This is a genomic window from Amycolatopsis sp. NPDC114484 (assembly GCF_055633755.1).
The window spans coordinates 33,938-60,648 of record NZ_JBVKDQ010000019.1; the positions used below are offsets into that span (position 1 = coordinate 33,938).

Here is a 26,711-nt window from a genome sequence, read left to right on the forward strand (position 1 = left end):
CGGAGCGAGCATGAGCGTCGGCCGCCTCTACTGGAACGCCCTCGCCGGACAGTGGCGCGGCGGGCTGGTTCTCCTCGCCTGCTCTGTCCTCGAAGGACTGCCCGCGTTCTTCTCCGGACGCCTCGTCGAACTGGCCGTCAACAGCGGGTTCGCCGCGGGCAAGCCCGGCGTCGGTCTCGGCTGGCTCGGCGTGTTCGGCCTCGCCGCCCTCGCCGGCGCGTTCGGTTCCCGGCTGGTGTGGCGGCAACTCGGCAAGGTCGTCGAACCTCTCCGCGACGCGCTGGTGACCGCCGTCGTCCGCGGAGTACTGCACGATCCCGCACCGCCGCGAAGCGGGCCAGACGCGCGAGGGGTCGCCCGGATCACCCAGCACGTCGAAGTCGTGCGCGACGCCACCGGCGGTCTCCTGGTGCAGGCCCGCGGCATGATCGTCACCACTGCGGCGGCGATCGCCGGGCTGATCACCGTCGCGAGGTCGCTGGCGTTGCCGGTCGTCGTCCCGGTGGTGCTCGCCCTGGCCGGATTCTCCGCGCTGCTGCCCTCCCTTGCCCGACGGCAACGCGCGCTCACGCTGGCGGACGAAGGCACCGCCGCCGCGACCGGTTCGATCTTCACGGGGATGCGGGACGTCGTCGCCTGCGGAGCCGAGCCGGTCGCCGCGCTGACCGCCGATCAAGCAGTGGAACGGCAGGCCACAGCCGCGGTACGGGTAGCCAGGTCGGCCGCGCTGCGGTCGCTGATCGTGGCGCTCGGCGGGTTCGTCCCGCTGGTGCTCGCGCTCGCCCTCGCGCCGTCGATGGTCGCCCGCGGCGAGCTGACCGCCGGGGCCGCGCTGGGCGCGCTCGTCTACCTGGCCACCACCCTGCAACCCGCGCTGCGCGGACTCGCCGCCACCGCCTCCACGGTCGTCCTCCGCTTGCTCGTCGCGCTGCGCCGGCTCGCCGAAACCGGTGGTCCGCCCGAACGTCCCCCGGCGACCGAGAGCCCCGCCGGAATCGGCCTCGCGGTGCGCGGTCTGACCTTCCGCTGGGGCGCGGCGCCGGAACCGGTGGTCCGCGGCCTGGACCTCGATCTGCGCCCAGGCGAACACCTGGCGGTGGTCGGCCCGAGCGGAATCGGGAAGTCGACCCTCGCCGGTCTGCTCACCGGCCTGCTGGCACCGCAACACGGCGAAGTCCGCCTGGGCGGCGTGCGAGTCGGCGAGCTAGCGGACCGGCCCCGGCACCTGGTGCTCGTCCCGCAACAGGCCTACGTCTTCGCCGGAACCCTGCGCGAAAACCTGGCGCTGTTCCACCCCGAAACCTCCGACCGCCGCCTGGTCGCAGCCGCCGAAGCCGTCGGCGCCGCCCCGCTGCTGGCCCGCCTCGGCGGCCTGGACGCCGAACTCGGCCACGGCGCGGAAGGCCTTTCCGCCGGGGAAGCCCAACTCCTCGCCCTGGCGAGGGCCTACGCCTCGCCAGCCGGAGTCGTCGTCCTGGACGAGGCAACGTCCACTTTGGACCCAGCAGCGGAGGTCCACGCGGAACGCGCTTTCGCCGCCCGAGGAGGCACCCTGGTAGTCATCGCACACCGCTTGTCGTCCGCGGTCCGGGCACACCGCGTGCTGCTGATGGACGGACAGGAGACATTGCTGGGCCGTCACGACGAACTGCTCGCCCGCGCGCCGCGGTATGCCGAGATGATGCGGGCTTGGCTGCCGGAACAGACCGGGTCGCGGCTAGAAGCCAGCTAACCCGACACAGCCAAAGCCCCCTCACACCTGCCTCCCCCCTCACACCTGCCTCCCCCTCCTCACCCGACCCCAACGCGGGATCGCGTCGGCGTCCGGAGGGGCAGTGCGCACGGCCCCCCGGGCCGGGTGCACTGCCCCTCCGGACGCCGACTTAAAGGCGATCCCGCCCGCGACGGCGAAGCCGGCGCCATCAAACACCGCGATCCCGCCCGCGACGGCGAAGCCGGCGCCATCAAACACCGCGATCCCGCCGCGACGGCGAAGCCGGCGCCATCAAACACGGCGTCGCCAGCAGCTTCCGAAACGCCTGCTCGGCCGCCCCGATCAGCACCGGGCTCGCCACGCTGCCCGCCACCACCTCCGGGCTCTGCGTCCTCGCCACCACGGAAGCCGCGAGCTCCGCGTGGATCCGGTCCGGCGCGATCCGCAGGTACTCCCCCAGCAGCCCGCTCAGCACGACGCGGTCCGGGTCGAACAGGTTCGTCAAGCTCGCGAGCGCCCGTCCCAGGTTCGCCGCGGCCGCGGCGATCCGGGCGGCCGCGGGCGGCTCGCCCGCCGCGGCGCGGCGGAGCAGGTCCTCGACCTCGGCGGGGTCGCCCGGGTCGCTGGGCGTTCCCTTCAGCAGGGCGCGGCCGTCCGCCGAAATCTCGAGGCAGCCCCGCATCCCGCAGGGGCACGGCGGACCCGCCGGGTCGACCACGACGTGGCCCGCTTCGACCGCGTGCCCGGCCCCGGTGAACGGAATCCCCTGCTGCAGCACGGCTCCGCCGATTCCGAGGTGTTCGCAGGTCAGGGTCAGCAAGGTGCGCGCACCGCGGCCGGCGCCCCGGCAGTGTTCCGCGAGCGCCGCGTACGAAGCGTCCTTGCCGACCTCGACCTGGGGGATTTCCGGCAGCTCGGCGGCGAGGATTTTCGCCGCGGGGACGGATTTCCAGTCCAGGTGCAGGGCCGAATGGATCAGCCCGTCGGTCGCCCGGACCATGCCGGCCAAGCCGACGGCCGCGCCCGCGCAGGGGCGGCCGCTCTCCGCGACCGCCTCGCGCATCAGCCCGGCCAGCGCCGACAAGGTCGTCCGGGGGTCGCTTCCCCAGGCGGGCAACGGGATCCGCCGCCGCCCCGCGACGGAACCGCCCAGTTCGACGACGGCCAGTTCGGCTTCGCTGGAATCCAGCCGCGCGACGACGACCACCGGGCCCGCCGGGTCCGGGTACAGCTGCGGGGACGGGCGGCCGCGCGGCGCTCCGGCCCGGCGCGCGGGCGGACCCTGGGCGATCAGTCCCAACGCGACCAGTTCCGAGACCGCCTCGCTCGCGGTGCTGCGCGGCAGTCCCAGCTTCGAGGTCGCCTCGGCGCGGGACACGCTGCCGGTCAGGTGGACCAGTTGCAGCAGCCGCGCGGCGGCGCTCTCGCTCGGTTGGGGGTATGCCGACGTGGTCTGAACCACTAATTTGTTCATCGGGCGAACATAACTGGTTGTGACAGACCCTGCCAGTGCTTCGCCGGGGCGGGGACTCGCCGCCGCCTCCCCGCCCATCCGCGTCGCAAGCCCATCGGCGTGCTCGCGACCAGCCAAAACCCCAGCTGGTTCAGGCATGAAAGAGGGTCAGATGACCACGAACGGAACACCCCGCATGCCGACGCTCGGCGTCGGGCCGATGTCGAAGAACGCCGTGGACGCCGCCGTCGAACTGGCGCGGGACCGCGGCCGCCGGATCATGCTCATCCCCAGCCGCAGGCAGGTCGAGTCCGCCGACCTGGGCGGCGGGTACGTCGAGCGCTGGAGCACCGCCCAGTTCGCCGAGTACGTGCGCGGCCGCGACGAAGCCGGGCTCTTGCTGCTCTGCCGCGACCACGGCGGGCCGTGGCAGCACCCGGGCGAACGCGCCGGGAACTACTCCGAAGAGCGGGCGATGGCCGCGAGCCTCGCCTCGTTCCGCGCGGACATCGAAGCCGGATTCGACCTGCTGCACATCGACACTTGTCTCGATCTCGACGGCGCCGCCGCGCTCGACCGGGCGATCGGCCGGCTGGTGAAGCTGTACGGCGAATGCCACGAGGCGGCCCGCGAACTCGGCCGCGAGGTGCGGTTCGAGATCGGGTTCGAGGACCAGGGCGTCGACACGAACGACCCGGCCGAATTCCGCGACCAGGTCACCGAGGTGTGCTCGCGGCTGGCCGCCGACGGACTGCCCGCGCCCGCGTTCGTCGTCGCCCAGACCGGGACGAAGGTGCTGGAAACGGAGAACACCGGCGCGCTGCTCACCGCCCCCTCCGCGGTGGGCTTCGCGGTGGCGCAGCTGGCCCGGGTCTGCGCGGAGGTCGGCAGTTCCCTCAAGGCGCACAACGCCGACTACCTCCCCGCGGAGTCGCTGCGGCGGCTCATGCAGCGCGGAGTGGCGGCGGTCAACGTCGCGCCGGAGTTCGGGGTCGTGGAGACCCGGGCGTTGCTCGCGCTGCTCGACGAACTGGGCCTCGCCGTCGAACGCGACGAATTCCTGCGGCTCGCCCACGATTCGGGCTCGTGGCGGAAATGGCTGAAGCCCGGCACCGCCGCGACCGATCACGAGCGGGCCGTCATCGCCGGGCACTACGTGTTCGCGACCGACGAGTTCCGCGAGCTGAAGGACCGGATCGCCAGGCAGGCGCCCGACGTCGACCACCGGCTGCGCGGCGCGGTCTACGACGCCCAGCTGCACTACCTCGTCCACACCACCGCCGACGCCGCCCCGGCGCCCGTCCTCGCAGAAAGCGTCCGCACGGCATGACTGTCTCCAGCGATTACCTGAACGAGATCTTCCCGGCGGCGAACGAGACCGGCCCGGGGCACGCCACCGACGGCCTCACCATGACGTCGCTGAACGCGGCGAAAGTCGTGCGCAAGGGCTGGGGCGAGGAGCGGTGGCTCGTCGCCGAGGGCGCGCCGTTCGGGTTCAAGGTCATCCACCTCAAGGCAGGCGAGCGCACCAGCCTGCAGTACCACGAGCGCAAGGAGGAGGCGAACCTCATCGTGCGCGGCGAGGGGCTTCTCCGGTACGCCGACCGCGCGGGGGAAGAACTCGCGACCCGCGCGCTGGCCCCGGGCGACATCGTGCACGTGCGGCCGCTCGCGGTGCACCGGATCGAGGCGGCCACCGACCTCACCCTGGTCGAGGTTTCGACGCCGGAACTGGACGACGTCGTCCGGCTGTCCGACGACTACGGGCGCGGCGACGGGCGCATCGAGGCCGAGCACGAAGGGCGGGCCTGACATGGCCGAGTACCGGGTCGGCCGCTACGACTACCCCGGCCAGCTCCCCGGCCTGGACGAGGAGCTCCTGCCCGCGCTGCGGGAAACGCTGCTGCGCGGCGATTACGTGCTCGGCGCGGCGGTGGACCGGTTCGAGCGCGCGTTCGCGGGCTACCTCGGCGCGCGGCACGCGGTCGGGGTCAACTCGGGGACCGACGCGTTGATCCTCGCGCTGCACGCACTGGGCGTCGGCCCCGGCGACGAGGTGCTCACCGTGGCCAACACGTTCCACGCGAGCGCGCAGGCCGTGGTGCGGGCCGGCGCGACGCCGGTGCTCGCCGACTGCCGTCCCGACAACTACCTCCTGGACCTCGAACAAGCCGAAGCGGCGATCACCCCGCGCACGCGGGCGGTCATCGTGGTCCACCTGTTCGGGCAGTCCGTGGACATGGCCGCGGTGCACCGGCTCGCGCGGCGCCACGGCCTGCTCGTGCTGGAGGACTGCGCGCAGGCGGTCGGTGCGTACTCCGGCGAGGCTCGGGTGGGGACGACGAGCGACGCGGGGTGCTGGAGCTTCGCGCCGTCGAAGAACCTCGCCGCGGCGGGCGACGCCGGGGCGATCTCGCTCGGCGACGACCAGGTCGCCGCGGCGTTGCGGCGGTTGCGCCACTTCGGGCAGGACAAGCAGAACGAGCACCTCGTGGTCGGCTTCAACTCGCGGCTGGACACGGTGCAGGCGCTCGTGCTCGGGCACAAACTCCCCCGGCTGGACGAGTGGACGCGGCAGCGGGTGGCGATCGCCGCCGGGTATCGCGAGCGGCTCGCCGGGCTTCCCGTGTCCTTTCAGGACGGTGCGGGCCCTGGCGAGCACGTGTACCACCTGTTCCAGCTGCGCACCGAACGGCGGGACGAACTGGTCGCGCACCTGCGGGACTCCGGCGTCGACGCGGTGGTCCGCTATCCGCACCCGATCCACCTGCAGGAGGCGTTCGCGTCCCTCGGGCAGCGGCGAGGCGCTTTCCCGGTGGCCGAGGACCTCGCGGACACCACGCTGTGCCTGCCGCTGTTCCCGTCGATGACCTCGGACCAGGTCGATCTCGTCTGCGACGGGGTGCGGGAGTTCTTCGCCCGCTGACCGCTTCCCTCGGGCGCAGCGCCCGGAACGCCTGAACGCCGAACGCCTGGAGTGCCGATGCCCATCGCCCTGACCCTGCCCGGCGGCGCGGTCCTGTCCTGCCGCGCCGTGCTGTTCGATCTCGACGGTGTGCTCGTGGACTCGATGCCGACGATCGTCCGGCAGCTGCGCGAGTGGGCGGCCGGGAGGGGGCTCGAACCGGACCGGGTCGTGGAACTGTCGCACGGGCGCGGCAACCTCGACCTGGTCCGGCTCGTGGCGCCCGGCCTCGATGCCGAGCGAGAGGCCCGGCTCATGGAGGAACGGGAGGTCGGCGACGTCGACGGCATCACCGCCCGGCCGGGGGCTCGCGCGGCGCTCGAGGCGTTGCCCGCGCCGTCGTGGGCAGTGGTGACGTCCGGGAACAACCGGGTCGCGCGGGCCCGGCTGCGGGTCACGAACCTGCCGGTGCCCGGTGTGCTCGTCTCCGCGGACGATGTCCGCGAGAGCAAACCGGATCCCGAGGGGTATCTCGCCGCGGCGGCCGGTCTCGGGGTCGACCCGGGAGAGTGCGTGGTGTTCGAGGACGCGCCCGCCGGGATCGCGGCCGCGCGGGCGGGCGGGATGCGGGTCGTCGGCGTGCTGGGCACGGTCGATCGGCTGGACGTCGAGCACACGGTGCCGGACCTGGCCGCGGTCGGCGTGACGCCGTGACGGCGACCGAAGTCCGGCAAGGACGCGGTGCCCGGCTCGGCACGGCGGCCGCGTTCCCGCTGTTCCTGGCGCTCGGGGCGGCAACGGCGGGCCTCGGCGCCGCGCTGCCCGCCGTAACCGAGCGGTTCGCTCGTGCGGCCGATTCGGGCGGGCTGCTCGTCAGCCTCTACAACGCGGGTGCGCTGCTGGCGATCGTCGGCTGCGGGGTGGGCAAACGGTCGGTCGCCCCCCGCGGAGAACTGGCCGTCATGATCGGGCTCTTCGCCGCGGGATGCGCGGGGGCCGGGCTCGCGCCGTCGTGGCCGGCGCTGCTGATCTCGGCGACGGTGGCGGGCTGCGGTTACGGCGGCGCGGTGCTGCACGTGAACACCGCCTTCGCACGCGGGTCCGGCCATCGCGCGGTGCTCCTGCTCAACCTGGTGAACGCGACGTTCGGACTCGGCGCCGTCGCGGGTCCGTTCGTGGTCGGGCTTCTCCCGGACGCGCGCACCGTGTTCCTCGGCGTCGGCGTGCTCGCGCTGCTGTCCTTGCCCGCGTGCCGGTGCGCGGTGCGCGAATCCGGTGTCCGCGAAGGGAAACCGGCGTTCGCGACGTTGACGCCGTTCCTGGTGCTCGCGTTCTGTTACGCCGGGCTGGAGACCGGGATCGGGGCCTGGGCGGCGACGCATCTGACGTGGACCGGGCTCTCTCCGGCCGCTGCCGCACAGTGGGTTTCGCTGTACTGGCTCGGCATCACGGCTGGACGGTTCGTCGTTCCCTTGTTCGCGCGCGGGCCGCGACGGATCGTCGGATGGTGTTTGCTCGCCGCGACGGCAGCGACCGCCGTCGCGATGTGGGCGGTCGCCGCGCCGTACGCCTACGTGGCAGCCGGATTCGCGCTCGCAGCGGTGTTCCCGACCGTGATCGCGTGGCTGGCGACGCTCCTGTCCGCGGTTCGGCAGGCGAACGCGATGCTGCTGGTGGCGGAAATGGCGGGCAGCGTGACGCATCCGCTGCTGATCGGCTGGATCGCGGCGGGGACGCGGCCCGCGGCGGTCCCGCTCACGATCGCCGTCCTCGGCGTGCTCGCCCTGGCGGCGGCGCGGTGGGCCGGGCGCCAGGCGAGCGCATGAGCGTTTTCGGGTATCTGGACCGGTTTTCCTTCCGTCCCGGCGAGGAGATCGCGTGCCGGTTCACCTCGACCGGGCCGGTGCGCGTCGACCTGGTCCGGCTGATCCACGGCGACACCTCGCCGGAAGGGCCGGGTTTCCGCAGCGAGGAGATCAGCGCGGTCCCGGCGGTCTCCGCTCCCGGCGGCGAGCAGCGGATCCGTCCCGGATCGTTCCTGCGCGCCGACGCGGTGGTGCCGCCCGGGACCGCCGCGATCCGGTTCTCTGCGCTCGTCTGGCCGACCCTGCCCGCGGCGGGAGCCACGCAGGGATTGCTCAGCCTGACCACTGTGGACGGTTCGGCGGTCTTCTCCCTGGCACTGGACGAAACCGGCCGCCCGTGCCTGAGCGACGGGACGGTGCGGGCGCGGCTCGACCGGCCGCTGCGGGAACGCCGGTGGTACCGGCTCACCGCCGCGGCGGGACCGGACAGCGTCACGCTCGCCGCCGCCGCGCTCGACCCGGTGCCAGGGGAAGAGGAACCGGCGCACGCCACCGGACCCGGCGTGGACCTCAGCGGCGCGTCCGGCGTGGTCGCCGCCGCCGTGACCGCGCGCCCTTGTGGCTGCTACAACGGGAAACTCGAACGTCCCGAGGTGCGCGACGGCGCCGGTCTCGTACTGGCGGACTGGGCGCTCGAGCGGGACATGACCGGCGACCGGGCGGTCGACGTGTCCGGCCGCGAGCGGCACGGGCTGCTGGTGAACGCGCCCGCCCGCGCGATGACCGGCGCGGGCTGGACCGGCGGGACGCTCGACTGGCGGTCAGCTCCGGAACAGTACGGCGCTGTCCATTTCCACGACGACGACCTGGCCGACGCGAACTGGACGGCCGGTGCGCGGGTGCGGCTTCCGCCCGGCCTGCGCAGCGGGATCTACGCCGTCCGGCTGCGCTGCGACGGGCACACCGACCATGTCCCGTTCGCCGTCCGCGCGTCCGGCGCCCGGGCCGACGTCGCGTTCCTGCTGCCGACGTTCACCTACCTCGCCTACGCCAACGAGCAGACCGGCGGCCCGGCCGTCATGACCGACCCGCTGGACGTCGCGCTGCGGACGCATCCGGGCTTCGGCAAAAGCCTCTACGACCGGCACCGGGACGGCTCCGGCATCTGTCATTCGACGGCACTGAGGCCGATCCTCACGCTGCGCCCGGACTACCGGCACTGGCATTACGACGCGCCGCGGCATTTCGGCGCCGACCTCTATCTCGCGGACTGGCTCGAGCACACCGGCGTCGCGTTCGACGTCCTCACCGACCACGACCTGCACGCCGAGGGCGCGCCGGCGCTGGACGGCTACCAGGTGGTGCTCACCGGATCGCACCCCGAGTACCACAGCACCGAGACGCTCGACGCGCTGCACGGGCACGTCCGTGCCGGGCGCTGCCTCATGTACCTGGGCGGCAACGGGTTCTACTGGGTGACCTCGCGGCATCCGCGCCGGCCGGAGATCATCGAGGTACGGCGTTCGCGCGGCGTCCGCAGCTGGGAAGCCGCCCCCGGCGAGGGACACCACGCGAGCACCGGCGAACCGGGCGGCCTGTGGCGCGAGCGCGGCCGCTCCCCCAACGCGCTGACCGGAATCGGCATGGCGGCGCACGGCTGGAGCGAACGAGGCCGCGGCTACGTGCGCACCGCCGAGTCCCGCGATCCGCGCTGGGCGTGGGTGTTCGAGGGCATCGCCGACGACGTGCTCGGCGATTTCGGCCTGGTGATGGGCGGCGCGAGCGGCGACGAACTGGACCGGTTCGACGCCGCGCTCGGCAGCCCGCCGCAGACCGCGGTGCTGGCGACGTCCCAGCCGCACGACGAGCACTACCACCAGGCGGTGGAAGACGTCCTGGAGATCCGGCCGGGGCTGAGCGGCCCGGCCAACCCCGCCGTCCGGTCGGACCTGGTGCTGGTGGAACAGCCCTCCGGCGGAGCGGTGTTCTCGGCCGGGTCGATCGCGTTCCCGGGCAGCCTCTCGCGGCACGGATACCGGAACAACGTCTCGCGGCTGGTCGCCAACGTCCTGGACAACTTCCGCCGCCGGTGAACGCCGCCGCTCAGACCTTGCGCGGCACCGAGGCGATCAGGATCTTGCTGGTGCCGTGGCCGAGGTAGATGTCCACCTTGCTGAACCCTCCGGACGGCCCGGGCTCGGTCCAGCCGAAGGTCTTGTAGTCGCCCGCCGCCGTCCGCGTCTGGACGTCGAAAAGCGTGCCCGCCTGCCGGAATTCGAAGGTCACCGTGGTGCTCCCGGACCCGGCGTCGTCGCGGACGTAGCCGCTGACGCCGACCGAGCGGTTGTACCAGGTCAGCGTGCCCCCGGCGGCACCGCCGCTGATGCGGTCGCCGAAGTCCGACGTGGGGTAGCCTGCCGCGTCCGCCATCCCCGCGCCGCCGAGGACGGCGACCGCGGACACGGCGAGGCTGACAGCGATGCGTTTCATGGTGCTCCCCCAGAGGTGGTCGATTCTGGGCGGAATCGTACTGGGTCGCGGCGTTTGACGCGGGATCATGCGTGAAATCCTGAATGTGCTCGGTTTTGGTCGGCTTCGGCTTGATCTGCCGCCGTTCGGCACAGCGTCGCCAGCAGACGTCTCGACGGCGCGCGGGCTCTGGATGCCGGCTTGAGCTCGGTGTTCGCTGCGTGCGCGAACTTTCGCCCGAACCCGGATGCCCGCCACTCGAGCCTGGCGTCTTGCCGCGCCGACGGCGAAACGATCACGCGAAACCCTTGCCGCGCACCAGTGTCTTGGCCATTCCGGCGCACCAGGACGCCCCTGCGCCCGGAAGGCCGCCGGGGCGACCCAGCCTGCGGGTTCACACCAACCCGACCGCCTCGTGCCAGGGGCGGGATCCGGCGCGAGTTGAGGCCACACCGGCCGCCTTCTGGCCAGGAGCGGGACTCGGAGCGACTTCAGACCACTCCGGCCGCGATCAGCTGTTCCCAGATCACCCCCTGGTCCACTACCTCGACGCCGAGTTTCTCGGCCTTCGTGAGCTTGCTGGCACCGACGTCCGCACCGGTGATGAGCAGGTCGGTGCTCGCCGATACTGACGACGCGGTGGTCGCGCCCGCGGTCTCGCACAGGCGCTGGAAGGTGGGGCGTGGCACCTTTTCGCCGGAGCGCGGGTCGCTGATCGCGCCGGTGACTACGACTGTTTTGCCTTCCAGGGGCGCTCCCGCGACGACCGCGGGCGGGAGGTCTTCCTCCAGTACGTCCAGGGAGACCCCGCGTTCCCGCAGGCGCTCGAGTTCCGGGCGCAGCCGGGTGAGGTGTTCCACCAGCGAGGCGGCGACCTTCGGGCCGATGTCCTCCACCGCGACCAGTCCGTCGACGCCCACGTCGAGCACCGCTTCCAGCGAGGCGAATCCGGCCCGGCACAGCCGTGCGGCGGTGCCTTCCGACGCCATCGGGATCGCGAGCCCGATCAGCGCCCGGCGCAGCCCGACCTGGCGGCTGGCGTCGATCGACTCGATCATCCGCGTCGCCGAGACCTCGCCGATGCGGTCGAATTCCAGCAGGCGTTCCTTGGTCAGCCGGTAGAAGTCCGACGGGTGCTCCAGGATTCCGGCCTCGGCCAGCCGTTCGATCCACACGCCGCCGATCGCGTCGATGTCCGCGGCCGCCCTGGAGGCCCAGTGGATCAGCCGCCGGACGGTCTGGGCGGGGCAGGAAACGTTGGTGCAGAACAGTTCCCGGCTGTTGCCCTGTTCGGTGAGCGGCTGCTCGCACGACGGGCACGCCGAGGGCGGCACGATCTCCCGTTCCGAGCCGGTCCGTTTCGACTCGTCGAGCACGCCGGCGACGAACGGGATCACGTCGCCCGCCCGGCGCACCAGCACGGTGTCGCCGATCTTGATGCCGCGGGCCCGGATGACCTCCTGGTTGGCCAGCGTCGCGCGCGTGACCGTGGTCCCGCCCACGAACACCGGCTCCAGCCACGCGACCGGGGCGATCTTGCCGGTCTTGCCGACGTCCCAGACCACATCGGACAGTACGGTCGTCTTCTCCTCGGCGGCGAACTTGTACGCCAGCGCCCCGCGCGGCGAACTCGAACGGGTGCCCGCGGCGGCGTACGCGGCGCGGTCTGCGAGCCGCAGGACGGCGCCGTCGATGTCGTAGTCCAGGTCGTTGCGCTGCTGTTCGATCGTGGTGATCACCGCCTGCGCGGAGGCCGCGTCGCCGCAGCGGCGCATTTCCGCCGCGGTGAATCCCAGCGCCAGCAGGCCGCTGCCCAGGTCGGTTTCCGCGCCGCCGGGCTCGGTGTCCAGGTCGAAGGCGAAGAACCGCAGCCGGCGCTCGGCGACCGCGGCCGGGTCCTTCGCGCGCAGGGTGCCCGCGGCGGCGTTGCGCGGGTTGATCAGCGGTTTGTCCGGGTGCGCGGTGTTGTAGGCGGCGAACGTCGAGCGCAGCATCACCGCCTCGCCGCGGACCTCGACCCGGCCCGGGGCGCCGACCTGGTGCGGAATGCCGTCCGCCAGCGCCCGGACCAGCATGGTCACGTCGTCGCCGGTGGTCCCGTCGCCGCGGGTGACCGCCCGGGCCAGGCGGCCGTCCTCGTACACCAGGGCCAGCGACAGGCCGTCGAGCTTGGGCATCACGACCACCGGCTGGCCGGGGAACCGGTCGAAGAACGCCTCGACCTGCTCCGGCCGCGTCGCCTTCTCCAGCGACAGCATCGGCCGCGAATGCCGGATCGGCGCGTGCAGCACCGCGGGCCCGCCCACCTGGTCCAGCGGATTCGGGTCCGGGGCCAGCTCCGGGCTCGCCTCGATCAACCCGCGCAGCTCGTCCTCGATCGCGTCGTACTCCGCGTCCGCCACCACCGGCGAACCCCGGTAGTACGCGTCGCGCAGCACTACGACCTGATCGGCGAGCTCCTGAATACGTTCCCGAACGTCCACGGACCGGAACGCTACCCGGCCCCACCGACAAAACCCGGCTGCGACGCAGACCGACGGCCGGGACAGCACCTGCCCTCGCCGGGCCGGTCCGGTGGCTCCGCGCGGTCTGGGCCCGCCGCCGGCGGTGCCGCGGGCGCACTGGTACGGCCAGGAATATTCTTCGCGTGCCTTCCGGAATACCTGCTGCCGCTGCAGGTAATCCGGTTCCGGGAATCAGCCGGGGCACCGTGTCGCAAAAAGCGCGGATCCGGCGATGAAACCGCGAGACGGCGCGTTTTCTGGAATCCGGAGGGGATTGCCGATGAAGCGTAACGCAGGCCGCGGTGTGCTGGCGGGTGCTTTTCTGCTGCTGGAGGAACTGGCGCGAAACGGCGAGGCCGGACCGACCCGGCTGGCGGCCGCGACCGGGCTGCACAAGGCGACCGCGCACCGGTTGCTCGATCAGCTCGTCGGCGTCGGCGCGGTCCAGCGGAACGCCGGTCGCTATCGCATCGGACCGCAGATGTTCCGGCTGGGCCAAGCGTGGGAACCGGTCCGGGTGCTGCGGGCCGCGGTCGGGCCGCCGCTGCGGCAGCTCGCCGCGGCGACCCGTCGGACGAGCGTGAGCGTCGGGGTGCCGGCCGCTGCTTCCGGACGAGTCCTGATCGGCTGCGGAATCCGCGGCGAGGCCGACGAGATCTGCGCGATGCGTGCCGGTTGGGTGCTGCCGTCCGGGGCCGCGGCCGAAATAGTTCTCACCGCGTTCGGCCCGCATGCTGAGCCGCCCGGAAATACTCCGGACGGGAATGGAAAAAGCTGCTCGCCGACGCCCGGGACCGGAATGTGGCATTCGATTGCAACGACGGGGTTTCGCCGTTGTGCTGCGTGGCCGCGCCGGTGCGCTCGTCGTCGGGCGAGGTCGTCGCGGCGGTGGGCGCGGTCGCGCTGGACCAGCGGAGGCTGCCGTCGCTGGCGGACGCGGTGCGGCGGGCGGCGAACCTCGCCAGCGCGAATCTCGCCCGGTTCCCGTCCGGCGGATCTGGGCGGCTTTGAGGGCGGGACCTTCTTGGCGGCGACGGAATCTGCCTCGCCGCTATCGCCCGCCGATGCCAGAGGAGACGGAGACGTCGGCGGTGCCACGACCGCGTGGTGGAAGCGACAGCGCTCTCGAACCCGCGCACGACTCGAGCCAGGCGCGCACCCGAGCCTTCGACCCCGCGATCACCCTCCGGGCTCACCGCCAGGTTCTTCCCTCTCGTCGGCCGCAAACCGCTCGGCTGACGACGCCGGGAAAGACAAGACTGTTCTTTCCCCGGATTGCCGCGCACCCTCGATGCCATCGATCACCCGACAGCGGGGAGTTCAGGGGTGCCGACCGAAAACGACGTCGATCGCGAGCTTGTTCTCGAGCAGGAGTACGTGACCGCCTTGTACGGCAGGCTCGCCGCGTTGCGCGAGCAGGCGGTGAACGGCCTCGAAAGCTCAGACCCGGAGGCGGCGGCGCTCTGGCGGGCGGAGTTGGCTCGGCTGGAGGCCGTCGAGGACGGGCTTTGCTTCGGGCGGCTGGAGATGCACGACGGGAGCCGCAGGTACATCGGCCGGGCGGGGTTGTTCCGGGACGGGGCGGACGAGCCGTTGCTGCTCGACTGGCGGGCGCCGGCGGCGCAGCCGTTCTACACCGCGACCATGGCGGAGGCGCGTGGGGTTCGGGGGCGGCGGAGGATCACCACCCGGGGGCGGGTCGTGGCAGCGCTGGACGACGAGTTGCTCGATCCCGAAGCGGCCAGCGCCGGGACTCTGGTCGGCGAGGCCGCGTTGATGGCGGCGCTCACGGCGGACCGGACCGGGCGGATGGGCGACATCGTCACGACGCTGCAGGTCGAGCAGGACCGCATCGTCCGCGACGGGTACGCGGGGGTGCTGGTCGTGCAGGGCGGTCCGGGGACCGGGAAGACCGCGGTGGCGCTGCATCGGCTGGCGTATCTGATGTACACACGTCCGCGGTTGCGCACGCGGGGTGTGCTGGTGCTCGGGCCCAGCGACGTCTTTCTCGACTACATCGGGCAGGTGCTGCCGGGGCTGGGCGAGCACGCCGTGGTGACCGCGACGATCGCGCGGTTGCGGCCGGACGTCGAGGTCGGCCGGGCGGATCCGGCCGGGGTCGCGGAGGTCAAGGGGCGGGCGGAGGCGGCGGACCGGATCGCCGCGGCGGTGTGGAGCCGGGCGGGTGCGTCCGGCGACGCGGTCGAGGTGGAGTTCGAGCAGCAGGCGGTGCGGCTGGAGCCGGGCGAATGGCGGAGCGCGGTGGAGTTCGCTTCCGGCAAGGGATTGCCGTACCAGCAGGCGCGGTTGGTATTTCAGCAGCGGGCGGTGGAACTTCTCGCGCGCCGGTTGGCCGAGCAGATGGAGAACGTGGTGTTCACCGAGAGCGGTGAGGCCATCGACGGCGGCAGCGCGGACGGTCGGCTCAGTGCGGCCGACCTGCGGGCGTTGGCCGCGGCGGGGGTAGTGCTGGGGCCGGATGAGGATGCCGGGCCTCGGCGGTTGCTGGATGAGGTTGACGTCGCTGACCTGCGTAAAGCGTTGCTGGCCGACGTCGCGGTGTGCGGGGTGCTGGATGAACTGTGGCCCGCGCTGACCGCGGAGGAGGTGGTGGCGGAGGTGTCCGCCGAGCTGGCGGATGCGGCGATCGGCGAAACCCCGGCGGCGACGAGGTGGGGAAAGGCACCGAAAACGGCCGAGTTCGGCGAGCCGGACGGAGGCTGGAGCGCGGCGGACATTCCGTTGCTGGACGAGGCCTCCGCGGTGATCGGCGAATCCATTGGGACGTTCGGGCATGTGGTTGTCGACGAGGCGCAGGAGCTGTCCGCGATGGCGTGGCGGATGGTGATGCGGCGATGTCCGGCCAAGTCGATGACTGTGGTCGGCGATCTCGCGCAGACCAGCGACCCGGCGGGAGCCACGTCCTGGGAGCAGGTGCTGGGGCCGCATGTGGCGGATCGCTGGCGGCTGGCGGAGTTGAGCGTCAACTACCGGACTCCGAGCGAAATCATGGCGGCGGCGAACGAGTTGTTCGCTGCGCAGCACCCTGGTCTTCAGCCGCCGCGGTCTGTGCGGGCTGCTGGTGAATCACCGTGGCGCCAGCAGAGCACGCTTGCTGAGATGCCAGAGGTCGTCAGTGGTATTGCTGATGAGCACCGTGGCGGGCAGTTGGCGATCATCGCTCCGACCTGTCATCTCGCGTCGTTGCGGGAGGGCGACGCGACGGTGCTGACGCCCGGGGAGGCCAAGGGGCTGGAGTTCGATTCGGTGCTGATCGTCGATCCGGGCCGGATTCTCGACGCTCCCCTGGGGCGCAACGATCTCTACGTGGCGATGACCCGTGCGACCCGGCGGCTGGGGATCGTCCATCTCGGACCGGCGCCCGCCGAACTGGCGCTGATCCGGGAACGCGGGGTCAGGAAGCCGGGTCCGCGCCGAGTTCCTTGAGCGAGCGGGCCAGGCGGTTGATCATCGTCCGTCCTTCCTGGACTTTCAGCCGGGGGAACTCGAACCCGAGGACGCCCTCGCCGGTCACTCCGACGCGGCACCGCAGCGCCTGCGCCATCCCGGGAACCAGTTCGGGGTCCGCCACCCAGGCGAACCGCTCGAGCGGCCACGAGTGCAGCAGTTTCCCCGGCGCGGCCCGGACGAGGCCGCCGACGGCGAAGACCGTCAGCCGATGCGAGGTGAGTGTGAGGATTACCCGACTGGGGATGGTGATCGGCACTTCGGGGGCCTCGGCCTTCCCGCGCCGCGCGGCGAGCGACATGCCGGCCGCGCCCGCGACCCCGGCGATGCCCGCCGCACCGGCGATCATGGTGTTCCGCACCCCGCCGATCCGGAAAGCGAGCATCGTGTACAGCACGCGCTCGCCCGGCACGAGATCTTCGGCGAGCCGGCTTTGGGCCTTCTCCTGCAGCGTCACGTTCCGCGGCCTTCCTCAGTTCGTCAGTGCCGGAACGATTTCAGCAGGCCACGCGGCCGGGCACGGGATTTTCGCCGACACGCGGGCGGTCGGCGGGGCGGCCAGTCCCGCTGGATTCCAGAGATGCGGGACGGCGCGGGGCGGGCCGTCGACACCGGTGAGGCCGACCAGACCAGCTCTTCGCCGCCGGACGGGCGCCACTCACCGTTCCAGCCACTCCAGCAGGATTTCCGCCTGTGCGGACGGGTTCCCGTCATCCGGGCGCAGCACCACGTCCGGGCTTCGGGGCACCTCGTACGGGTCGTCCACCCCGGTGAAGCCGACGATCTCGCCACGCCGGGCCTTCGCGTACAGGCCCTTCGGATCGCGGGCCGCGCAGGTTTCCAGCGGCGTGTCGACAAAGACCTCGACAAAGCGCAAACCCGCTTCCTCGTGGCTGCGGCGGACGGCGTCGCGATCGGTGCGGTAGGGGCTGATCAGGGTCACCACGGCGACGGTGCCCGCGTCGGCGAACAGCTTGGCGATCTCGCCGGTTCGGCGGACGTTTTCCTGGCGGTCTTCGGCGGAGAAGCCCAGTCCGGCGTTGACGCCGTGGCGCAGGTTGTCCCCGTCCAGCAGGTACGCGGGGCGGCCGGACGCGACCAGCCGGCGCTCCAGTTCGGCGCCTACAGTGGACTTCCCGGAGGCCGACAATCCGGTCAGCCACACGGTCATTCCCGAGGTGGCGCGCCGATTCCGGGTGACGGCGGGTTCGTGCCAGACGACGGTCGGCGCGGTTTCCGCGGGGCCGATGATCATTCCAGCTGCGACAGTCTTCTTGCTGACCTCGTCCACGAGCACGAAGCTGCCGGTGTCGCGGTTGCGGCGGTACGGGTCGAAGTGCAGCGGCTGTCGCGTGCGCAGCCGAATGCGGCCGATTTCGTTCAGGGCCAGCGAATCGGCCGTCTGGTCGCGGTGCAGGGTGTTGATGTTCAGGCGATAGTCCAGCTGGCGCACGGTGGCGGGGACCTCGCGGGTCGTGTGGTGGACGGTGTATCGGGCACCGACCGACAGGGAGCTGTGTTCGGTCAGCCAGCAGACCATGGCGTCGACCTCGGCCGCGACGTGCGGGCGGTTGTTCGGGCGGCAGATCAGGTCGCCGCGGACGATGTCGATCTCGTCCGACAGTTCGACGGTCACTGCCTGGCCGGCGAAGGCTTCTTCGATCGCGGTCCCGCCGGGGCCGCGGACGGCGGCGATGGTCGTGCCGAAACCGGAAGGCAGGACGGTGACCTCGTCGCCAGGTTTGAAGACGCCGCCCGCGATGGTGCCGGCGTAGCCGCGGAAGCCTTGTCCCTCAGCGAAACCGTGGGCGCGGATTACATATTGCACCGGCAGCCGGGCGTCGATGAGGTTGCGGTCTGACGCGACGTGCACTTCTTCGAGGCGGTGCAGCAGCGCGGGGCCTTCGTACCACGGCATTTCCGCGCTGCGGTCGACGATGTTGTCGCCGTGCAGGGCGGAAACCGGCACGAAGGCCAGGTCGTGTACGTCCAGTTTCGCGGCGAAACGGCGGAATTCCTCGACGATCTCGGCGAAGCGCTCCTGCGCGTAGCCGACCAGGTCCATTTTGTTCACGCACACGATCAGGTGTGGGACGCCGAGCAGGCTGGCGATGAAAGCGTGCCGTCGCGACTGTTCCAGCACGCCTTTTTCCGCGTCTACGAGAATAAGCGCGACATCGGCGGTGGAGGCGCCGGTGACCATGTTGCGGGTGTATTGGATGTGGCCGGGTGTGTCGGCGATGATGAATTTCCGCCGTGGCGTGGCGAAGTAGCGGTAGGCGACGTCGATGGTGATGCCTTGCTCGCGTTCGGCGCGCAGGCCGTCGGTGAGCAGAGCCAGGTCGGTGTGGGCGTCGCCGCGTTGCGCGCTGGTCCGCTCGACGGCGGCGAGCTGGTCTTCGAAGATCGCCTTCGAGTCATACAGCAGCCGTCCGATCAGCGTCGACTTTCCGTCGTCGACGCTGCCCGCGGTGGCCAGCCGGACAAGGTGGCTCATCAGAAGTACCCCTCCTTCTTTCGGTCCTCCATGCCGGTTTCGGAGATCCGGTCGTCCGCGCGGGTGGCGCCGCGTTCGGTCACGCGGGTGGCGGCGACCTCGGCGACGACCTCCGCCGGGGTGGCCGCGGTCGATTCGACGCAACCGGTGCAGGTGGCGTCGCCGACGGTGCGGAAGCGGACGGTCGCGGTGAACGGTTCCTCGTCGTCGGGGCGGCGGTGCAGGAAGCGGGTGTCGGCGAGCAGCATTCCGTCGCGGCGGACGACCGGGCGGCGGTGCGCGTAGTAAAGCGGGGGCAGGTCGATCTTCTCAGCCTCGATGTAGGTCCAGATGTCCAGTTCGGTCCAATTCGACAGCGGGAAGACCCGGATGTGCTCGCCTTTGCGGTGGCGGCCGTTGTACAGCCGCCAGAGTTCCGGTTGCTGATTGCGCGGGTCCCATTGGCCGAATTCGTCGCGGAAGCTGAATACGCGTTCCTTGGCGCGCGCTTTTTCCTCGTCGCGCCGCGCTCCCCCGAAGACCGCGTCGAGGCCTTGTTCGTTGATCGTCCGCAGCAAAGTCGCCGTCTGGAGCCGGTTTCGGCCTGCCCGCGGGTCTTCGGTGACCCGGCCGCGGTCGATGTCGTCCTGGACGCGGCCGACGACCAGTCGCACGCCGAGCCGGGCGACGACCTCGTCCCGGTACTCGATCACTTCGTCGAAGTTGTGACCAGTGTCGATGTGCACGAGCGGGAACGGCACCGGCGCGGGCCAGAACGCCTTGCGCGCCAGGTGAAGCATCACCACTGAGTCCTTGCCGCCGGAGAACAGCAGCGCGGGGCGGGCGAAGGTGGCCGCGACCTCGCGGAAGATGTGCACGGCTTCGGCTTCCAGGGCTTGCGGGTGGGTCAGTTCGTACAACGGCGCGGTCATCTGCGGCCCTCCGCGGGTTCGGTGGTCCGGCCGGTCTCGGCCAGGCTGTCGAGCAGGGTGCGCACGGGGAGGTCGAGGTCGGCCGAGACGAGCGACAGCGCGGTCAGCCATTGCTGCAGGACGGCGTGCGCTTCGTCGGCGGTGAAGCAGTCGGTGGCGTAGTCGGCTCGGACCTGCCAGCTCTTGCCGTCCGCGACCACGTATTGCAGCCAGTCGAATTTCGCCGCCGCGCCGGCGACGTACACCCGCTCGCAGCGCAGGCCCGGGAGCGTCAGCTGGCTTGGTGCTTCGTCGAGCACCAGGCAGATTCGGCCCAAGTGCTCGCCGGACAGCACACCGCGCTCACGCGTGACGCCTCCGCCGAGCAACGCGTATGGCACGTTTCGGTGCCGCAGTACGGCTAAGGACGTGCGTTTCGCGGCAACGCAGACCTCTCCTACCGTGGCAGCGGAGGGAACCTGATATCTCACGGGCAGCAGATCGGTCAGGCAGCCGATGACGTCGTCGAGGTCCGGATCTCCGCGGCGGGACATGGGGGTGCCGAGGACGATGTCGTCGTCGTTCACCGCGGCAGCGACAAGAGCCAGGCAGGCGCTCATCAGCACGTTCGCGGTGGTGCGCAGGGAACGTGCGGCCGCGCGGACCGCGTCGCTCAGCTCGGCGGGGACGGTGGCGCGGACGCAGGCGCACCCGGTTCCCCGTCGGGCGGGCAGCGGACGCGGGCGCGGCGGCAACTGGGACATCGCCTGGGCACCGTTGAGATATGAGGCCCAGAAGGTGAGATCTTCTGGAGCGATCCCAGCCGCTCGCTGCCGGACGGCATGTTCGCCCAGGGCCAGCGCCGGGGCATCGCCGTTCTGCCCGGCATACAGCGCGGACAACTCGCGGTCGATCAGCACCAGCGAGGCGTCGTCCACGATGACGTGGTGGATCTGCAGCAGCAATACGTATTCGTCCGGTGCGTAGTCGTAAAGCGTCATCCGCGCCGGTGCTTCGGTGAGGTCGAGCGGTCGTTGCCCGGCGCGGCGCAGCACTTCGTGCAGGTCTCCGCCGGGCCATGGCAACCGTTCAAGAGGCAGTGCGCCGACCGGATCGATGAGCTGGATCGGACCGGTCTCGTCGAGGGCGAACCTCGTGCGGAACGCGGCGTTCCGGTCCACCAGCGCCTGAAGCGCGCGTTCCAGCGCGGGAACGTCGAGCGGGCCGGAAACACGCTGGGCCCAGGTTTCGAGAAACGGCGAAGGGCTGCCCGCGAACTGGTCGGCGATCCAGATCGCTTCCTGTTCGAAAGTCTGCGGAAAGACGTCCGTCATCGATTCTCCAGCGCTGACAGGTCGGTTTTTCCGTTCTCCCGCCGGGGCAGTTCGCCGACCGGTTCGAATCTCGTCGGGACCGCGTAGGCGGGAAGCAGCGCGGCGAACTTCTTGCGCGCCTCTTGCGGGGACAGCTGGGCTCCGTCGGCCAGCGTGTAGACGAGGGCGATCTGCGCGACCCGGCCGTCCGCGTCCGTCCTGGCGACCGCGGCGCAGGTGCGGATCTGCGGGACGGCGGCCGCGGCGGCCTCGATGTCGCCGAGTTCGATGCGGTTGCCGTTCAGCTTGATCTGCCGGTCCCGCCGGCCGCGATAGTGCAGAACCCCGGCGGAGTCCAGCAATCCGACATCGCCGGTGCGGTACTCCCCCGGCCGCGGAAACCGTTCGCGCGACAGCCGCTCGTCGCCGAGATAGCCCAGCGCCACGCCCGAGCCGCGCGCGACGATCTCGCCCGGTTCGCCGGTGGGCGCGGGAGAACCGTCCTCGCGCCGGATGACCACCTCGGTGCCCGGAACCGGCACACCGGCCGGAATTCCGCCGGGCACGTCCACATCGGACGGCGTCATCCGGTGCACAGTCGTGAGCATTCCGTTCTCCGCCGGGCCGAAACCGTTCCAGAGCGGGATTTCCGGAAACCGATCGAGGAAGACCCCGACGTGCCGGGGCGATTGTTTTTCGCCGCCGACGTAGAGCGTCTGGACGCCTTTGAAGGCACCGAGATCCTCGTCGACGATCAGGTTGAACAGCGAGGTCGTCAGCCAGACCGTGTCCACGCCCTCCTCGGCGACGAGATCGCGCAACCGGCTCGGCATCAAGTGGCTTTCCTCGACCACCACTGACATACCACCGGTCGTCAGCTGGCCCCACAGCTCAAACGCGTACATATCCCACGAGCCCGGCGCGACCTGCGGCGTGACATGTCCGGGCCCGAAGCCCGGCAAGCCGTCCGGGCCGAACATCCGGGTCACCGCGCGATGCGGCACCAGGACGCCCTTGGGGACGCCAGTGCTGCCGGAGGTGAAGAACACCATCGCGATGTCCTCCGGGCCGGACAGCACCGGTGCGGCCTGGGCGCCCGACGCGAGCTCGGCCAGCGGAACCGGCTTGAGCGGGCAGGTGACGCCCAGCCCGGAGCCCGGGCGGCCGACGACGACCGGATCGTCCAGCTGCGACAGGATCGACGCGACCCGGCTCTCCGGCCAGCGCGGGTCGAGCACCGCGTAGGCCGCGCCCGCCATCAGCACGCCGAGCTGGACCGCGATCAGCTGCGCACTGCGCGGCAGCACCAGCGGGACTATGTCGCCCGGCCGCACCCCTTCCGAAGACAGCTTGTGCGCCACGGCTTTCCCCGCCGCTACCAGGGTCCGGTAGCTGACCCGTTCGCCGCCGTGCACCAGCGCGGTCGTGTCGCCGGCGTGCCGGGCCACCGCCGCGTGCACGCTCACGGCGCGCCCTGCCGGATCTGCTCGACGAAATCGGCCAGCTCGTCGTGTTCGAGCAGCACCGTCGGGTCGAGCCGGCAGCCGATCCCGCCCGCGATGCGGGCGCAGATCCGGATCGCCGCGAGCGATCCGCCGCCGAGGTCGTAGAAACTGTCGCGCCTGCCGACCAGGTCGACGTCCAGCACCGCCGCCATGATCGCGGCGACGCGCTCCTCCAGTTCGTCGGCGGGACGTTCGTACTCCGCGGGCGACAGGGCAACACGGCTTTCGGGCACGGGAACTCCTCTTCGCAGCACTTTCCGGGCAAAACGCGAAACTCAGTCCGTTCCGGGGATCGGCTCCAGCGGGGCGGGCTTCGGGGAATGCCCGGCCTCCTCGGCTTCCTTCAGCCCCCGCGTCGTCACGCGCGACGCGAACACGAAGGCGGAGAGCGTCAGCCCGATCGCCGCCGCGATGAACGTCGCGGCCGTCCCCTGCCAGCGGGCCAGCGCACCGCCCAGCAGCGCGCCGACCGGCACGACGCCGAGCACGATCAGCCGGTACGCGGCGGTGACCCGGCCCAGCAGCTCGTCCGGCACGGCGGCCTGCCGGAGCGTGCTCACCACGATCTGGTTCAGCGCCGTCGCGATCGCGCTCAGGAACATCAGGATTTCGACCAGGACGACGCTGTGGGTCAGGCCGAGTGCGGCATAACTCGCGGCGGGCACGAGCGCGGCCAGCCAGGTCACCGGGCCTCCGCCGAGCAGCGGCACCGCCTTGGCCGCGATGAGCGACCCGAGGATCGCGCCCACCGCGGGCACCGCGATGAAGAACCCGTACCACGAGGTCGTCACGCCGAGCGGACCCGTCGCGAGCAGCACGAGCAGGCTGGCCGTGGCGGAGGAGAAGAAGTTGATCGAGGCCGAGATGAACGCGACCCGGCGCAGCAGCCGGTGTTCCCAGAAGTACGACCAGCCTTCCTTGATGCTGCGCACGACGTCTCCGGCCGAATGCGTGCCGCCGCTGGTGTCGTGCGCGGTCGGCAGCATCCGCGGCAGCGTCACCAAGGCCAGCGCGGCGAGCGCGAAAAGCCCGGCGCTGGTGGAAAACACCAGCACCGCCGACATCGCGAACAGCGCCGCGCCCGCCGGCGGTCCGATGAAACTGTGGATCGCCGACTGGGTGGCGAACAGCCGGCCGTTCGCCCGCTCCAGGTCCTTGCGCTCGACCAGCCGCGGCGGGACGGTCAGCGCGGCGTTGTCCACCAGCGTTTCGGCGGTGCCGGTCAGGAAGACGGCCAGGTAGAGGATCGCGATGCTGTGCAGGTGCGCGACCAGCATCACCACCAGCAGCAGGAAACCGGCCGCGCGGACCGCGTTGCCCCAGACCATGATGAACCGCCGGTCGACGCGGTCGGCGAGCGCTCCGGCGGGCAGGGTGAACACCAGCCACGGCAGGAACTGCGCCACGGTGAGCCCGCCGATCAGCAGCGGGTCCCTGGTCACCACCACGGCGAGCAGGGGCACGGCGGCGATCACCAGGCCGTCGCCCAGGTTCGACAGGACCTGCGACATCCACAGGCGGGTGAAGCTACGCCCCAAACTCATGTGCACTCCTCTGCGATTGTTGCTCGTTCCCCTCGTCGAGCGCCGCCCTGATGCGGTCGTGATACGGCAGCTGGTCGCGTTCGTATCTCTCCGCGACGAGCTGGAGTTCGGCGGGCAGTTCCTCCCGCGTGCGGGCCGCGACGCCCAGCGCCGTCGAAGCGCTCGCTCCGGCGTGCCAGCGTCCGGTGGTCCCCCAGCTCGGCGGCGGCTCCTTGCGGAACGCGAGCGAACCGGGGACGAACGGGATCGCCATCGCCGCGCAATACGCCGTCATTTCCTGTTCGGGGTCGCGGACCATCCGGTCGCCGTCGACCAGGTGCATCGGCATTCCGGCGGCGCGGACGGTGGCCACGATGTCCCAGAGGTTCCGGAATCCCATCGCCTGTGACGTCGCGTCGGACTGCATCGCGAGGTGCGAACGCACGGTGTCGCGCGGGTTCCGGATCATCGCCGCGTGCCGGCAGCGGCGGACGAAAGGCGGGTTCGCGCCGAGTCGATCGATCGGGAAGTCCGTGGTGTCCTTGAAAAACACCGGACGTTCGGCCGCGATTTCCAGCAGCGCGGCCATCACCTCGTCCTGGCTCCTGCAGGTCCGGTCGGCGACCTCCGCGGTCCCGAAATCGCACACGCGCGAGAACGGTTCGTGGACCACCAGGAAATCCCCGCGCTCGTACATCGCGCGCTCGAACGCGGTCGAGCGCGACCGCGGCACGCACCACAACGCCAGCAGCTCGGTCACGACTTCACCTCCAGCAGCGAGTTGTCCAGTTCCCGCAGGGCCGTCCGCAGGATCCGGACGCCCGCGAGGTACTCCGCGATCGCGATGTGCTCCCCGTCGGTGTGGTTCTGATACGGGTCGCCGGGGCCGTAGGTGGCCATCGGGACGGTCCAGGTGCGGCTCAGCGTGTTCATGTCGCTGGTGCCGGTCTTGAGGCTGTACCGGGGTTTTCGCCCCTCGACGGCGATGGCGCGGGACAGCGCGCGGACGCACGGGGAGCTTCGTGGTACGACCACCGGCGGCACCTCGTATCTCAGAGTCACCGCTACGTGCTCGCCCAAGACCTTCGAGACTTGGTGCCGCAGTTCCTCGGGCGACGTGTGCGGCGGGGTCCGGAAGGACAGTGAGCAGCGACTGGAGAACGGCTCGAAGTTGCCGTTCTTGACGACCATGCCGACGTCGGCGAAGTTCGCGTTGCCGCGCGTCGAGAAGACGTCGAGAAGCCGGGCCAGCGCCGCGATCAGCGTCTCGCTCGATTTCTGCTCGGGTGTCGCGGTGTGCGTCCGCGTGACCTCGCACCGGACGTCGAGCTGGACCATTCCCTTGTAGCCCACCGTTACTGTCGAAGCCCCGCTCGGTTCCCCCACCAGCACGGCGTCCGGCACCGGCACGGTCTCGCGGACGTACTCGGCACCTCGGGAGGACAACGCCTCTTCCTCGACCACGCCGATCCAGTGGACGCGGAGGCCGAGATCGCGGCTGGTGAGCGCCGCGACGAGCATCGCGATCAGCGGCCCCTTGGCGTCGACGGCACCACGGCCGCGAATGTGCGTCTCACTGTGCTCGAAGGGCACTTCGCCGGGAACGGTGTCGAGGTGGCTCAGCAGCACGACAGTCCGCGCGCCGCTGCCGACCACCGCGTGCACATTTCCGACGTCGTCAAGGAAACTCTCCGCACCGAAGCCGGCCGCGACCTCGCGCAGCCGCTCGGCCAGCTGCCGCTCGTCGCCGGAGACGGACGGGATCGACACCGCCTCGGCCAGCAGGTCGACCGCCGCGCTGTCGACCAGCTCGCCCTCCCGCGTGCTGAAATCCTGAATCGTCATGCCGGGCCCAGCCCCTTCCCGATCAAGGTTCCGCTTCCGCCGAGTGCTTCCGTCAGGGGCGCTCCCCCGCGTCCGTCGCAGATCTGCACCGCCCCCAAGCCCTTGCCGAGCGCTTCCGTCGCGGCGGCGATCTTCATCCGCATGCCGCCGCTCAGCGTCGGCACCAGCTCTTCCGCCTCGGCCACGCTCAGCTCGGCGACGGTGGACGACGGATCATCCGCGCAGGCCAGCAATCCGGCGGTGTCGGTGAACAGCAGCAGCCGGTCCGCGCGCCAGGCCGACGCGATCTCGCAGGCCATCCGGTCGGCGTCCACATTGGTCGGCTGGCCGTCGGCGGTCATGCCCGGCGGGCAGACGACCGGCACCATCCCGAGGGCGTGGACGGCGTCCAGAAGGCTCGGGTCCACGTGCACGACGCGGCCCGCCAGGTTGTCCCGGACCACCCGGGTGCGGCCGTCGGACACCGCGCGGATCGCCGCTTTGCGCTCAGTGCGGACAAGTCCTCCGTCCATTCCGGACAGTCCGACCGCCGGAACCCCGCGCTGCCGCAGAGCCGAGATCAGCCGTGCTTGCGTCCGGCCGCGCAGGGCCATCATCACCGCGGTGAGCGTCGCCTCGTCGGTGTATCTGGTCTGCATTCCGTCCGGGGACCGCAGGGTGCGGCGCGGCAGGCCGAGTTCGCCGATGGTCTGGTCGATGTCCCGGGACCCGCCGTGCACCACGGTGATCCGGTGCGTGCGCCACAGCGCCGCGAGGTCGTCGGCGATGCCGGTCCCGCGCTCCTGGAGGCTGCCGCCCCATTTCACGACAATTCTCATCG

General features: G+C 71.3%; 22 protein-coding genes and 1 pseudogene. 10 read left to right on the forward strand and 13 right to left on the reverse strand.

Annotation, left to right across the window (positions count from 1 at the left end; all coding sequences use genetic code 11):
* Positions 1-10 precede the first annotated feature (10 nt).
* The gene (locus ACZ7SW_RS35080; RefSeq protein ID WP_470234659.1) at positions 11-1,732 is read left to right on the forward strand and encodes an ATP-binding cassette domain-containing protein; all 1,722 of its coding nucleotides are present in this window, start codon (positions 11-13) and stop codon (positions 1,730-1,732) included.
* 232 nt (positions 1,733-1,964) lie between these two features.
* Here the strand turns inward: ACZ7SW_RS35080 and ACZ7SW_RS35085 are convergent, their stop codons facing one another.
* On the reverse strand, positions 1,965-3,188 hold the full coding sequence (locus tag ACZ7SW_RS35085) for an ROK family protein (protein ID WP_470234660.1): 1,224 nt from the start codon (positions 3,186-3,188) through the stop codon (positions 1,965-1,967).
* 151 nt (positions 3,189-3,339) lie between these two features.
* On the opposite strand from ACZ7SW_RS35085, the gene ACZ7SW_RS35090 reads away from it, so the two are divergent.
* Genes ACZ7SW_RS35090 through ACZ7SW_RS35115 form a run of 6 tightly spaced genes read left to right on the forward strand, consistent with a single transcriptional unit; the run spans position 3,340 to position 9,970 of the window.
* Positions 3,340-4,497, forward strand: coding sequence for a tagatose-6-phosphate kinase (locus ACZ7SW_RS35090; RefSeq protein WP_470234661.1), 1,158 nt, complete (start codon positions 3,340-3,342; stop codon positions 4,495-4,497).
* Complete coding sequence (locus ACZ7SW_RS35095) at positions 4,494-4,979, forward strand: cupin domain-containing protein (RefSeq protein ID WP_470234662.1); 486 nt, start codon at positions 4,494-4,496, stop codon at positions 4,977-4,979. Before ACZ7SW_RS35090 ends, ACZ7SW_RS35095 begins: the two co-directional genes overlap by 4 nt.
* Before the next feature lies 1 nt (position 4,980).
* Positions 4,981-6,093: a DegT/DnrJ/EryC1/StrS family aminotransferase gene (locus ACZ7SW_RS35100; protein WP_470234663.1), complete on the forward strand. Its 1,113-nt coding sequence runs from the start codon at positions 4,981-4,983 to the stop codon at positions 6,091-6,093.
* A 57-nt stretch (positions 6,094-6,150) separates the two neighbouring features.
* Positions 6,151-6,786 (forward strand): HAD-IA family hydrolase, encoded by a 636-nt coding sequence (locus tag ACZ7SW_RS35105; RefSeq protein WP_470234664.1) that lies wholly within the window; start codon positions 6,151-6,153, stop codon positions 6,784-6,786.
* The gene (locus ACZ7SW_RS35110) at positions 6,783-7,898 is read left to right on the forward strand and encodes an MFS transporter (RefSeq protein ID WP_470234665.1); all 1,116 of its coding nucleotides are present in this window, start codon (positions 6,783-6,785) and stop codon (positions 7,896-7,898) included. Before ACZ7SW_RS35105 ends, ACZ7SW_RS35110 begins: the two co-directional genes overlap by 4 nt.
* The gene (locus tag ACZ7SW_RS35115) at positions 7,895-9,970 is read left to right on the forward strand and encodes a N,N-dimethylformamidase beta subunit family domain-containing protein (RefSeq protein WP_470234666.1); all 2,076 of its coding nucleotides are present in this window, start codon (positions 7,895-7,897) and stop codon (positions 9,968-9,970) included. Before ACZ7SW_RS35110 ends, ACZ7SW_RS35115 begins: the two co-directional genes overlap by 4 nt.
* 10 nt (positions 9,971-9,980) lie before the next feature.
* On the opposite strand, the gene ACZ7SW_RS35120 is transcribed toward ACZ7SW_RS35115, so the two are convergent.
* Positions 9,981-10,367, reverse strand: a complete 387-nt coding sequence (locus ACZ7SW_RS35120; RefSeq protein ID WP_470234667.1) for a hypothetical protein — start codon at positions 10,365-10,367, stop codon at positions 9,981-9,983.
* A 470-nt stretch (positions 10,368-10,837) separates the two neighbouring features.
* The gene (gene ligA, locus ACZ7SW_RS35125) at positions 10,838-12,829 is read right to left on the reverse strand and encodes an NAD-dependent DNA ligase LigA (RefSeq protein WP_470234668.1); all 1,992 of its coding nucleotides are present in this window, start codon (positions 12,827-12,829) and stop codon (positions 10,838-10,840) included.
* A 301-nt stretch (positions 12,830-13,130) separates the two neighbouring features.
* Here ligA and ACZ7SW_RS35130 point away from each other — a divergent pair.
* The 3 genes and pseudogenes from ACZ7SW_RS35130 to ACZ7SW_RS35140 all read left to right on the forward strand — a co-directional run.
* Positions 13,131-13,244 (forward strand): annotated as a pseudogene (locus tag ACZ7SW_RS35130) (IclR family transcriptional regulator); the annotation flags it as partial.
* A 407-nt stretch (positions 13,245-13,651) separates the two neighbouring features.
* On the forward strand, positions 13,652-13,861 hold the full coding sequence (locus tag ACZ7SW_RS35135) for a hypothetical protein (RefSeq protein ID WP_470234669.1): 210 nt from the start codon (positions 13,652-13,654) through the stop codon (positions 13,859-13,861).
* Positions 13,862-14,176: 315 nt separating this feature from the next.
* On the forward strand, positions 14,177-16,297 hold the full coding sequence (locus ACZ7SW_RS35140; RefSeq protein ID WP_470234670.1) for a HelD family protein: 2,121 nt from the start codon (positions 14,177-14,179) through the stop codon (positions 16,295-16,297).
* Here the strand turns inward: ACZ7SW_RS35140 and ACZ7SW_RS35145 are convergent.
* The 10 genes from ACZ7SW_RS35145 to ACZ7SW_RS35190 form a co-directional block, all read right to left on the reverse strand.
* On the reverse strand, positions 16,266-16,775 hold the full coding sequence (locus tag ACZ7SW_RS35145; protein ID WP_470234671.1) for a hypothetical protein: 510 nt from the start codon (positions 16,773-16,775) through the stop codon (positions 16,266-16,268). The genes ACZ7SW_RS35140 and ACZ7SW_RS35145 overlap by 32 nt on opposite strands.
* 201 nt (positions 16,776-16,976) lie before the next feature.
* Positions 16,977-18,815, reverse strand: a complete 1,839-nt coding sequence (gene cysC, locus ACZ7SW_RS35150) for an adenylyl-sulfate kinase (protein WP_470234672.1) — start codon at positions 18,813-18,815, stop codon at positions 16,977-16,979.
* The gene (gene cysD, locus ACZ7SW_RS35155; protein ID WP_470234673.1) at positions 18,815-19,726 is read right to left on the reverse strand and encodes a sulfate adenylyltransferase subunit CysD; all 912 of its coding nucleotides are present in this window, start codon (positions 19,724-19,726) and stop codon (positions 18,815-18,817) included. The genes cysC and cysD overlap by 1 nt, the downstream gene beginning before the upstream one ends.
* Positions 19,723-21,039 (reverse strand): condensation domain-containing protein, encoded by a 1,317-nt coding sequence (locus ACZ7SW_RS35160; protein WP_470234674.1) that lies wholly within the window; start codon positions 21,037-21,039, stop codon positions 19,723-19,725. Before ACZ7SW_RS35160 ends, cysD begins: the two co-directional genes overlap by 4 nt.
* Positions 21,036-22,484, reverse strand: coding sequence for an AMP-binding protein (locus ACZ7SW_RS35165; RefSeq protein ID WP_470234675.1), 1,449 nt, complete (start codon positions 22,482-22,484; stop codon positions 21,036-21,038). Before ACZ7SW_RS35165 ends, ACZ7SW_RS35160 begins: the two co-directional genes overlap by 4 nt.
* The gene (locus tag ACZ7SW_RS35170) at positions 22,481-22,756 is read right to left on the reverse strand and encodes a phosphopantetheine-binding protein (protein WP_452076738.1); all 276 of its coding nucleotides are present in this window, start codon (positions 22,754-22,756) and stop codon (positions 22,481-22,483) included. Before ACZ7SW_RS35170 ends, ACZ7SW_RS35165 begins: the two co-directional genes overlap by 4 nt.
* A 42-nt stretch (positions 22,757-22,798) precedes the next feature.
* Entirely contained in the window at positions 22,799-24,067 is a 1,269-nt protein-coding gene (locus ACZ7SW_RS35175; protein WP_470234676.1) for an MFS transporter, read from the reverse strand.
* Positions 24,051-24,806 carry a sulfotransferase-like domain-containing protein gene (locus tag ACZ7SW_RS35180; RefSeq protein WP_470234677.1) on the reverse strand — a complete coding sequence of 252 codons (756 nt, stop codon included), beginning with the start codon at positions 24,804-24,806 and terminating at the stop codon, positions 24,051-24,053. Before ACZ7SW_RS35180 ends, ACZ7SW_RS35175 begins: the two co-directional genes overlap by 17 nt.
* The gene (locus ACZ7SW_RS35185) at positions 24,803-25,891 is read right to left on the reverse strand and encodes a M20/M25/M40 family metallo-hydrolase (RefSeq protein ID WP_470234678.1); all 1,089 of its coding nucleotides are present in this window, start codon (positions 25,889-25,891) and stop codon (positions 24,803-24,805) included. The genes ACZ7SW_RS35180 and ACZ7SW_RS35185 overlap by 4 nt, the downstream gene beginning before the upstream one ends.
* The gene (locus tag ACZ7SW_RS35190; protein WP_470234679.1) at positions 25,888-26,709 is read right to left on the reverse strand and encodes a [LysW]-aminoadipate kinase; all 822 of its coding nucleotides are present in this window, start codon (positions 26,707-26,709) and stop codon (positions 25,888-25,890) included. The genes ACZ7SW_RS35185 and ACZ7SW_RS35190 overlap by 4 nt, the downstream gene beginning before the upstream one ends.
* Positions 26,710-26,711: the final 2 nt, after the last annotated feature.

Bases quoted from the DNA above. Each gene is read 5' to 3' on its own strand.
- ACZ7SW_RS35185 (WP_470234678.1), bottom strand. From the start codon at position 25,891: ATGACGATTCAGGATTTCAGCACGCGGGAGGGCGAGCTGGTCGACAGC.
- ACZ7SW_RS35175 (WP_470234676.1), bottom strand. From the start codon at position 24,067: ATGAGTTTGGGGCGTAGCTTCACCCGCCTGTGGATGTCGCAGGTCCTG.
- ACZ7SW_RS35100 (WP_470234663.1), top strand. From the start codon at position 4,981: ATGGCCGAGTACCGGGTCGGCCGCTACGACTACCCCGGCCAGCTCCCC.
- ACZ7SW_RS35160 (WP_470234674.1), bottom strand. From the start codon at position 21,039: ATGACGGACGTCTTTCCGCAGACTTTCGAACAGGAAGCGATCTGGATC.
- ACZ7SW_RS35085 (WP_470234660.1), bottom strand. From the start codon at position 3,188: ATGAACAAATTAGTGGTTCAGACCACGTCGGCATACCCCCAACCGAGC.
- ACZ7SW_RS35190 (WP_470234679.1), bottom strand. From the start codon at position 26,709: ATGAGAATTGTCGTGAAATGGGGCGGCAGCCTCCAGGAGCGCGGGACC.
- cysD (WP_470234673.1), bottom strand. From the start codon at position 19,726: ATGACCGCGCCGTTGTACGAACTGACCCACCCGCAAGCCCTGGAAGCC.
- cysC (WP_470234672.1), bottom strand. From the start codon at position 18,815: ATGAGCCACCTTGTCCGGCTGGCCACCGCGGGCAGCGTCGACGACGGA.
- ACZ7SW_RS35090 (WP_470234661.1), top strand. From the start codon at position 3,340: ATGACCACGAACGGAACACCCCGCATGCCGACGCTCGGCGTCGGGCCG.
- ACZ7SW_RS35105 (WP_470234664.1), top strand. From the start codon at position 6,151: ATGCCCATCGCCCTGACCCTGCCCGGCGGCGCGGTCCTGTCCTGCCGC.
- ACZ7SW_RS35080 (WP_470234659.1), top strand. From the start codon at position 11: ATGAGCGTCGGCCGCCTCTACTGGAACGCCCTCGCCGGACAGTGGCGC.
- ACZ7SW_RS35120 (WP_470234667.1), bottom strand. From the start codon at position 10,367: ATGAAACGCATCGCTGTCAGCCTCGCCGTGTCCGCGGTCGCCGTCCTC.
- ACZ7SW_RS35095 (WP_470234662.1), top strand. From the start codon at position 4,494: ATGACTGTCTCCAGCGATTACCTGAACGAGATCTTCCCGGCGGCGAAC.
- ACZ7SW_RS35115 (WP_470234666.1), top strand. From the start codon at position 7,895: ATGAGCGTTTTCGGGTATCTGGACCGGTTTTCCTTCCGTCCCGGCGAG.